The organism is Legionella sp. (assembly GCF_047605385.1).
GTDB lineage: Bacteria > Pseudomonadota > Gammaproteobacteria > Legionellales > Legionellaceae > Legionella.
Genome location: NZ_JASGFU010000087.1, coordinates 1 through 8,699 on the forward strand (window position 1 = coordinate 1; position 8,699 = coordinate 8,699).

Sequence of the window (8,699 nt, forward strand, 5' to 3'; positions counted from 1 at the left end):
TGGGTACAGCAAAAATGCGCTATGCCTGCCAATACCTCGAACGCTATTTCAAAGCCGGCCATCGCTCATTACTCGAACCACTTTATCAACAACTTATTCGCGTTAATCAACACACCATGAATGAATTAAGTCAATGGCTTAAACGGCAAAGTTAGGTGCATTGTTCTAAGCGGTCGCGTTGAGAAATTTTATTGACGTATCCAAGGCAATCGTTTACGCTTTATGATGGCTACAGGAAATGCCAAAGGACAATTATGGAATGAAATTATGAAAAAATTAACAAAAACCTCACTAGTTTGCTTAATGGAATATTTAATATCCTTCTTCAACAAACACTACATTTTATATTTATTTATTCTTCCTATGCTGTATATTTTATACGATGCTTGGGTTTTGAATTAACTATAATTTGTAACTCTATATTCTTAGAGACAAGAACTATTGAGAAATCAAAAAAATATCTTAATGGGTAAGTTGTCGGCATTATGAATAAATTAAGTCTATAATGTAATGAAATAGTAAAGACATGGATAGCTTAATGGACATGATGCCAAAAGAAAGAAAGGAATCTTTGCAAAAACACTTGCTTAAACCAGTGGCTCAGAAACACAAAACTGTGGAATTGTTAGAAACCACTCATCCTTTACTTATCGCTTATTTACTCTTCATTCGAAAACTCAAAAGCATCCATAATAAAATGGATAATTTAAACCAAAACTCCAGGAAGCTCAGTATTTTTATCTACCAATGTGAACACAATTTGCTGTTTTTTCTCACTATAACTGCCCAATATAATAAAATTCAATGCCTTTTTAAAAACAAATCCAAACCAGCGAAAATAGGCGCCATAAAGCGCATCATGAAAAGAAGACGTAGAAAATTGTTGTCTAAAAAAGCACAATTTTACTCGTTACAAATTGAAAAAAGAATAAATTTTTTTCGTTCAATTAAAAAAGAGCAAGAAAAAAGAATTATTCTTTTGGTGCGTGTGCATGAAGAGTATTCGCAAGCGAACCGTTATCGATTTTTTATGAATTTAGAATCTGGCCATGCTTACAAATTGAACTTAAAAAAGGACTATTTGAAATCATACCACAAATAATGAAGTATTTTTAACGAGTGAAAGGATAAAAAAATGTTGCTTCATGTTTGTTGTAATACAGATTTGTTAAGTAAGAATTAGGTATGGTTTGTAACTTTTTTAATGTGTCCATATCGGTTTTACCTTGCAGTTTAATGGTGAATATGAGTTGTTTTGCTTTTCCTGAAGCAATCCATTTTTTTATCAATGTATAAGCGCGCTCAGGATAACAAGCAATATCAGATAAAACCCAATCGTAATTTTGCTCCATTTGATAAGGCTCAATGGCAAATGCACTTTGTTGCACGCTGGTTACACTAGGTAAGGAGGCAATGTTAGGTGCTAAAGGCGCTTTATCAACAGCTGTGACCTTAGCTCCTAAAGAATGCATTACATAAGTCCAACCACCTGGAGATGCACCTAAATCAATAGCCAGATCGCCAGTCTTAGGATAACGACCTAATAAAGTCAGCGCTTCCCATAATTTCAAATAAGCGCGATTGGGTGGATTAGTTTTATCTTCAATAAAATTACATACCCCTTGTGGCCAGAGACGAAGACGCTTGGCACTAAAAACCAAGGTATTTTGATCTAATAAACTAAATGCACCGATGGTAGGCATTTCTTCTTCAATAGGAAAATGGCGTGTAAGTTTAGTATAGCGACGCAATTGTTCTTCAATTAAACGCGAACGCCTGACGTGGGAAATAGGATGTAAATACCAAAATTTTCCAGATTGGCGTAGGATTTTTACCGCTTCGGATATGGATTGAAAATTTACCATTTGTGGTTCTAGCCAAATGTCTTGCGCAAAACATACTTGTAGATCTTTGTGCGATGAAAACACTAAATCGTTCACTATATTGCTGACATCACCTAATTCATGACAAAGCTCAGAAAGAAATTCAGATTTAGCAACATAAATAGCAGCAAGTTTTTTTTCCATGAGATACATCGATAATGGGTTTTAAAATATTGGTAATAGGATATCATTGTGAAAGTATTTAATACATGAATTCCTTACATAAGGTAAACAGACTCAAACCTATATACCAAGCGATAATTGATTTTCAAGGAGGAATAATAATGAAAAAGAGTATAGGCCTTGCTGCCTTAGTAATTGCATCTACTGCAACAGCAAGTTCGATAGTAAATTTAAGTGGTGACGGAGATGTTGCCCCCGCCACTAGTATCAATATACCATTAAATGGGCTGATTCCTTCGGTAACTTACAGCGTTGTTTGTTATATTGATACCAGCTATCCTTTTCAATATGTGTTGATGGGAAGTTCATTAAATGACACAACCAGTGTTATTTTTTCTTATAGTCTTAATGGTAATTATGTGACACAAGATCAATTGATTGCAGGGCATAACATCGTGGTGATTAATGGCAATTTTACTAATCCAACCACAGCATCACTTGTGTTCACGAATTTGGATCAAGCCAATTCATTTAATGTTAATAATTGTTTCGGAATTCCTATTCAAGTGACATCTGATGCATAAAGGAGTAGTTATGAAAAGTAAAGGGAAGTTACCACTGTTGTTTATTGCTTTAGCCAACACAGCGCTTGCAGCAAACGCGCCAATTCAACGAGTTGACGCGGTGAATATGCTGGGGATTTCCAATGGTTCTGCCACTTCGGTTGTGGTTTCATTTTATAATGGAGTATCAACCCCTTGTTATACGAAAACACTTGCTTATTTAGGAGCTATTACCGTTTTGTCTGGGGTAGGGCAGGCTTGTGTTTCTCCCATTACCAGCGTGAACGTTACTCCAGTTGCTGGCTCTTTTGGAGCAACTTATGAAACTCCTGTGACACCAACGAGTATTAGTAATACTCAATATTCAACACAAATCACTATTAGTCAAAACACACCTCCGGTATATGATCCATCCAATGGTTCACTACTATTGTCAGGGACACTGCAAGTAACAACAGTAACAAATTGGGCAGAATAATTAAAGATGAGCCTTTATACAGAATAAAATATAGTGCTTATGCACTAAGATATGTCATTATGGATAAGAGCATCCATAGGCTAAAGGAGTGTTTTAATGCAAGTAAAAGCAGCAGTAGCACATGCAGTTAGCAAACCATTGACAATTGAAACGGTTAATTTGGAAGGACCAAAACAAGGTGAGGTATTAATTGAAATTAAAGCAACTGGAATTTGTCATACGGATGCTTTTACTTTATCTGGTGATGACCCAGAAGGACTTTTTCCAGCGATTTTAGGTCATGAAGGTGCAGGAGTCGTGGTGGAGGTTGGAGCGGGTGTTACCTCATTAAAGCCAGGTGATCATGTGATTCCTTTATACACACCAGAATGTCGTCAATGTGAATATTGCCTTTCTCAAAAAACTAATCTTTGTCAGGCAATTCGCAGTACTCAGGGGCAAGGGTTAATGCCTGATGGCACCAGTCGCTTTAGTTTAAATGGTAAAAAAATATTTCATTATATGGGAACTTCAACTTTTGCAAATTATACTGTATTACCAGAAATTGCTGTTGCAAAGATTCGTCAAGATGCACCTTTTGAGAAAGTATGTTATATCGGTTGCGGGGTTACCACAGGAATTGGTGCGGTAATTTATACTGCAAAAGTGACGCCTGGTTCACGCGTGGTGGTTTTTGGTTTAGGCGGCATTGGTCTTAATGTAATTCAAGGCGCACACATGGTTGGTGCAAAACAAATTATCGGTGTAGATATTAATCCTGCTCGTCAAGAGTTGGCGAGAAAAATGGGCATGACCGATTTTGTTAACTCTAAGGAAATTGGTAACGATTTAGTTGCTTATTTAGTTGAATTAACCAAAGGCGGTGCCGATTATAGTTTTGAGTGTGTGGGAAATGTGAACCTGATGCGTCAAGCGCTCGAGTGTTGTCATAAGGGATGGGGTATTTCTACTATTATTGGTGTTGCAGGTGCTGGCCAAGAAATTTCTACACGTCCTTTTCAATTAGTGACCGGCCGTGTATGGAAAGGCTCTGCTTTTGGCGGTGCGCGCGGTCGTACTGATGTGCCTAAGATTGTTGATTGGTATATGGATGGAAAAATTAATATCGATGATTTAATCACCCATGTTTTACCGATAGAGAAAATTAATGAAGCTTTTGCGCTGATGCACCACGGTGAGTCTATTCGTACGGTAGTAACGTTCTAAACTTGATTTTAAGGAAAAGAGAAATGACTCTGAGGCTGATTGAAGAGCATCAATGTTTTGCGGGCATGCAATATGTGTATGAACATCAATCGGCTGCCACACAATGTTTGATGCGTTTTGGGCTTTATCTACCACCTCAGATTTTACAGCGTAAAGTTCCAGTTTTATATTGGTTATCAGGATTAACATGTACGGAGCAAAATTTCATTACCAAAGCGATGGCGCAACGAATTGCCTCAGAACTTGGTTTGGCTTTAGTTGCTCCTGATACCAGTCCCAGAGGAATGGAACAGCCTTGTGATCGTGCACAGTATGATTTTGGCATAGGTGCTGGCTTTTATGTGGATGCCACGCAAGAGCCATGGGCACAACATTATAAAATGGCAACTTATGTGCGTGATGAGTTGCCTGATTTATTACAACAAAATTTTGCGCTTGATGAGCAGCGATGTGGTATTTTGGGGCACTCAATGGGTGGGCATGGTGCTTTAACTCTGGCCTTAAATAATCCGCTACAATATCGCTCTGTTTCGGCTTTTTCTCCAATTTGTGCGCCAACTCAATGTCCCTGGGGACGCAAAGCGTTTAGAGGTTATCTGGGAACAAATGAACAGTATTGGAAAGCATATGATGCATGTGAATTGGTGGTTGCTAGAGGATGGCCGCATGGTGAGATTTTAATTGATCAAGGAACTCATGATTCATTTTTGGACGAGCAATTAAAGCCTCATTTATTTCAGGCTGCTTGTGCTAAAGCACAGGTCGTGCTTAATCTGCGAATGCAAAAAAACTATGATCATAGTTATTATTTTATTGCCAGTTTTATTGAGGACCACTTGCGTTTTCATGCGTCTATTTTATTAACCAGGTGATATTTTCATTTTGCCACGACAAAAGTAAAATAAAACTTGTTATTTTTGTATTTATTATGTACAATAAGATTATTTTCCAATTTTTTAGGACTAAATATGTTTGATAATGCTATAGCAAGAAAAGAAAGCAACGCACGATTTTTTGGGTGTGTCGAAAGCTCACTTCAACACTTCATGGGGAAAGCAGGATATGACAACAGTTATTTCCAACCCTTTGATTCCTTTTCGGATGCAAAAAAAAATGTAAAATCGATTATCTTTCAACCTATTATTGATGCTTATTTGGCCCTGACTTTTCTTCAGTGGAGTTTAATTCATACCACGTTCGGCCTAGCTAATATTGCAATAGGAACTATTACTTTTGATTTAGATGATTTAATGACCGGCTCTCACAATATTGAGCGTGGAATTACTGATTTATTTGATGCTTGCTATCTTGCAATTTCAATCATTACTGATTGTCTCGATAACATTCTTCGTCTCGCAACTCATACTTTAGCTACTATTGGATTTAGTATTAGTAAAGCAGGACAGGCTATTACCTCAAGTTTTTCTTCTGAACCTGAGCCTTTTCAAGGAGCAACTCTTAATAATAAATAAGCTTACCCGTGAACAATCACCTTTTTTAGAAAAGATGATTGTTCACGGATAAACATGATTTCATCCCACAATACAATTTTCTTGAATGGGGCAGTCCAATAGTTATTATCATTCAACTTTTAATCAATTTTTGCTAAAATATTCCGCTACTTATGCAAAGAAGAAGATTATGCCTAAATCAAAAAATTCTATTCTGTTCATTGGCTTGTTATCGGCCTTTTCTTTATTAACTTTTGATTTGTATCAGCCATCACTTCCGTACATTACTGATTATTTTGATACAACTCATAGCCAAAGTCAGTTTACTTTAAGTATTTATTTATTTGTATTTGGCGTTACTCAACTGGCTTGGGGGCCATTAATTGATCATTTTGGACGTCGTCGCTTGTTACCTGGGAGTTTAATTTTAGCAGTCATTGCCAGTTTGATTTGCGCTTTTGCTACGAATATTAATGTATTAACTTTAGGCCGAGCTTTACAAGGTTTGGCCTTATGCTGTGCGAATTTGGTGGCTTTTTCTACCTCTCGTGATTTTGAAGATACTTTAGAGCGTGCTAAGGTACTTTCCTATGTTTCTATGATTGTTTCTGTTTCTCCTATTCTTGCTCCAGTACTTGGTTCCTTAATCTTTATCTATTTTGGCTGGCAGGCTAATTTTATTCTTATGGCCTTAATTGGTATGACACTGTATTTACAATCACGAAAAGGCTTGAGTGAATCGCCATTTTGGACTGCACCTGAGCAGCCATTTCATATAAAAAATGTAATGCAATCGTATAAGGACATTTTGCCTTCTTCTTCGTTATGGAGTGGCTCCTTCGTGATGATGTTTAGTTTTGCTGCAGTTATGCTTTCGGTTATTAACTCATCTTATATTATTATTGATCAATTTGGTTTTTCTCCTCTAGTTTATGGAATTATTTTTATCTTTAATGGTTTGAATATCATTGTGGGAAACTATTTAGGTATTTGGTTACGTAAATATTTCAGTATGGCTTCGACAATCTATCTGGGAAGCTGGTTTATTATTGCCGGTGGCTTTATCATGTTCATGGTATCTACATTATATGATTTTAATTTATGCGCACTGAGTTTTGCTTTGGTATGTAATTTAGGAATCAGTTTAACAGCGCCATCAACTATGTCTTTAATGCTTGATGAGTTTAAAGAAAATACTGGAATTGCATTGGCGTTTATTCATAGTATACGTATGTTTGGTTCGTCCATGTTGACAATTATTAGTGCCTATTTCTTAGTACAAAATCTTAATTCCTTACCTTTAGGATTAATTACTTGTGGTTTAGGTGCTCTATACAGCTCATGGTATTTTAACCGAGTGACTGAAGAACCTGATGATACTAATCTTGGTGAGATTGAGGCAGCATGATATATGCTGCCTTAGGTTATTTTGATTATTTTTGATATAAACCTACTAACTCGGCACTCCCAAGAACATGACCTGTGATGGTATTTAATATTGTATCTGCTGTTGCTCCTTCACCCAAAGTGAGTACTCTATCCACAGCATACAATTTAAAGACATAGCTATGTGCTCCTAGAGGAGGGCATGGCCCACGATACCCTAAACCACCCCAGCTGTTTTTTCCATTGGTCGCCCCTTGTGGAGTAGGGCTTCCTGCATCCAGCTGCCTGACGTTTGCTGGAATATTAAATAAAATCCAATGTGTCCAAACTCCATTTGGGCCGTTAGGATCTTGCATAATTAATACGAAAGACTGTGTTTTTTCTGGAATACTATGCCAAGCCAGTGGTGGCGATTGATTTACACCATCACAACTGTATTGAGCTGGGATCATGGTATTTAATTTAAATGCGGTACTATCAAGCGAAAAGGGCTCTGTTGCAAAAACATGAGTGTGAACTAGATAAAGAAACAAAACAAGGGCAATTTTTTTCATTTGCTGAACTCCTTTTAACATATTGATTTATTATTGTACTTATTTGTTTTGAAATTGTAACATCTTAAAAAATTTTGCAAATTTAAATTAAATAGAAACACTCTAGCAAAATTTATGATTGAGTGTTATTATAAAAACATAACTTTTATTAAAAAGTTATTATGGATAAAATTATAGCAGCCCAATGCTCGCCAATAAGGAACTATTGCTCTTCATTAATCTTCCTAGCCAGCAAAGCCTAAATGAAATTATTTCGTTAATCAATTTAAGAAATTTCTCATAGTAAAAATAGCAATATCCACAAGGCGCTTTATTAAAGAATAGTTATACTGTAACTGTTTGGCGCGGCTGGAATCGGCAGGATGTCGACATGGCTAAGGACAATCAACATTCAGGAAAATTGCAGCTGCCGCACAAACACGAGTCATTTAAAAAGATTTGTAAGTGTTCACGGGATAGGTTATTTAAATAAATTGGTATCTCCCTAGCACGTCATCCTGAAAACGGCGTAGCCGTTTGAAGGATCTCCTGAATGTGGCACAGTCCTTTATTATTCAACATAAGGATTGATACAGGTCATCTTTTCTTTCGAGTAGGCGGAAGACCGGTTTCATCGAGATGTTCAATTCGCACCGTTTTTGCCATGCTTAATATGCGTTCTTCAAATTCTGCCAAGGCTTCATAAGCCACGCTGAAGTGTTGATATTGATAATACACACACCAACTGCGAATTGTTCGCTCATATTAAGTTTGTGCTGGGACCTCAACAGGAAACAATGCTGTCGGTGCCACATTCAGGAGATCCTTCAAACGGCTACGCCGTTTTCAGGATGACGTGCTGGGGAGATACATAAATTGTCGTCGTTGCGAACAAAGTGAAGCAATTGTATATATTTTTTAACAAATCATCGTTTTTTGCTTCGCCATGACTCGCGATGACGAAATTTAAATACTTCGTGAACATTTAATGGCGTCAACTTAAGGATTTTTAAATAGAGTTGTAGGTTGGGCCTTGGCCCAACATTGAGGCTGGTATCATCATAACCTATTGTTGG

General features: G+C 37.0%; 9 protein-coding genes. 7 read left to right on the forward strand and 2 right to left on the reverse strand.

The window, feature by feature from the left end:
- The first annotated feature begins 538 nt into the window (after positions 1-538).
- Positions 539-1,102, forward strand: coding sequence for a hypothetical protein (locus QM652_RS13050; RefSeq protein ID WP_415076506.1), 564 nt, complete (start codon positions 539-541; stop codon positions 1,100-1,102).
- Between the two features lie 10 nt (positions 1,103-1,112).
- On the opposite strand, the gene QM652_RS13055 is transcribed toward QM652_RS13050, so the two are convergent.
- The gene (locus QM652_RS13055; RefSeq protein WP_415076508.1) at positions 1,113-2,027 is read right to left on the reverse strand and encodes an SAM-dependent methyltransferase; all 915 of its coding nucleotides are present in this window, start codon (positions 2,025-2,027) and stop codon (positions 1,113-1,115) included.
- A 140-nt stretch (positions 2,028-2,167) separates the two neighbouring features.
- On the opposite strand from QM652_RS13055, the gene QM652_RS13060 reads away from it, so the two are divergent.
- The 6 genes from QM652_RS13060 to QM652_RS13085 all read left to right on the forward strand — a co-directional run bounded on the left by QM652_RS13060 (position 2,168) and on the right by QM652_RS13085 (position 7,112).
- A complete protein-coding gene (locus QM652_RS13060; RefSeq protein ID WP_415076510.1) occupies positions 2,168-2,590 on the forward strand; it encodes a hypothetical protein in 423 nt (140 codons plus the stop codon).
- A gap of 10 nt (positions 2,591-2,600) precedes the next feature.
- Positions 2,601-3,047 carry a hypothetical protein gene (locus tag QM652_RS13065; protein ID WP_415076512.1) on the forward strand — a complete coding sequence of 149 codons (447 nt, stop codon included), beginning with the start codon at positions 2,601-2,603 and terminating at the stop codon, positions 3,045-3,047.
- 96 nt (positions 3,048-3,143) lie between these two features.
- A complete protein-coding gene (locus QM652_RS13070) occupies positions 3,144-4,253 on the forward strand; it encodes an S-(hydroxymethyl)glutathione dehydrogenase/class III alcohol dehydrogenase (RefSeq protein ID WP_415076514.1) in 1,110 nt (369 codons plus the stop codon).
- A gap of 23 nt (positions 4,254-4,276) precedes the next feature.
- Positions 4,277-5,125 (forward strand): S-formylglutathione hydrolase, encoded by an 849-nt coding sequence (gene fghA, locus QM652_RS13075; RefSeq protein ID WP_415076516.1) that lies wholly within the window; start codon positions 4,277-4,279, stop codon positions 5,123-5,125.
- Positions 5,126-5,221: 96 nt separating this feature from the next.
- Positions 5,222-5,725, forward strand: coding sequence for a hypothetical protein (locus QM652_RS13080; RefSeq protein WP_415076518.1), 504 nt, complete (start codon positions 5,222-5,224; stop codon positions 5,723-5,725).
- A gap of 169 nt (positions 5,726-5,894) precedes the next feature.
- Entirely contained in the window at positions 5,895-7,112 is a 1,218-nt protein-coding gene (locus QM652_RS13085) for a multidrug effflux MFS transporter (protein WP_415076520.1), read from the forward strand.
- Positions 7,113-7,137: 25 nt separating this feature from the next.
- Here QM652_RS13085 and QM652_RS13090 read toward each other — a convergent pair whose 3' ends face one another.
- Positions 7,138-7,644 (reverse strand): YbhB/YbcL family Raf kinase inhibitor-like protein, encoded by a 507-nt coding sequence (locus QM652_RS13090; protein WP_415076522.1) that lies wholly within the window; start codon positions 7,642-7,644, stop codon positions 7,138-7,140.
- Between the last annotated feature and the right edge of the window lie 1,055 nt (positions 7,645-8,699).

Bases quoted from the DNA above. Each gene is read 5' to 3' on its own strand.
- QM652_RS13050 (WP_415076506.1), top strand. From the start codon at position 539: ATGGACATGATGCCAAAAGAAAGAAAGGAATCTTTGCAAAAACACTTG.
- QM652_RS13070 (WP_415076514.1), top strand. From the start codon at position 3,144: ATGCAAGTAAAAGCAGCAGTAGCACATGCAGTTAGCAAACCATTGACA.
- QM652_RS13085 (WP_415076520.1), top strand. From the start codon at position 5,895: ATGCCTAAATCAAAAAATTCTATTCTGTTCATTGGCTTGTTATCGGCC.
- QM652_RS13060 (WP_415076510.1), top strand. From the start codon at position 2,168: ATGAAAAAGAGTATAGGCCTTGCTGCCTTAGTAATTGCATCTACTGCA.
- QM652_RS13055 (WP_415076508.1), bottom strand. From the start codon at position 2,027: ATGGAAAAAAAACTTGCTGCTATTTATGTTGCTAAATCTGAATTTCTT.
- QM652_RS13065 (WP_415076512.1), top strand. From the start codon at position 2,601: ATGAAAAGTAAAGGGAAGTTACCACTGTTGTTTATTGCTTTAGCCAAC.
- fghA (WP_415076516.1), top strand. From the start codon at position 4,277: ATGACTCTGAGGCTGATTGAAGAGCATCAATGTTTTGCGGGCATGCAA.
- QM652_RS13080 (WP_415076518.1), top strand. From the start codon at position 5,222: ATGTTTGATAATGCTATAGCAAGAAAAGAAAGCAACGCACGATTTTTT.
- QM652_RS13090 (WP_415076522.1), bottom strand. From the start codon at position 7,644: ATGAAAAAAATTGCCCTTGTTTTGTTTCTTTATCTAGTTCACACTCAT.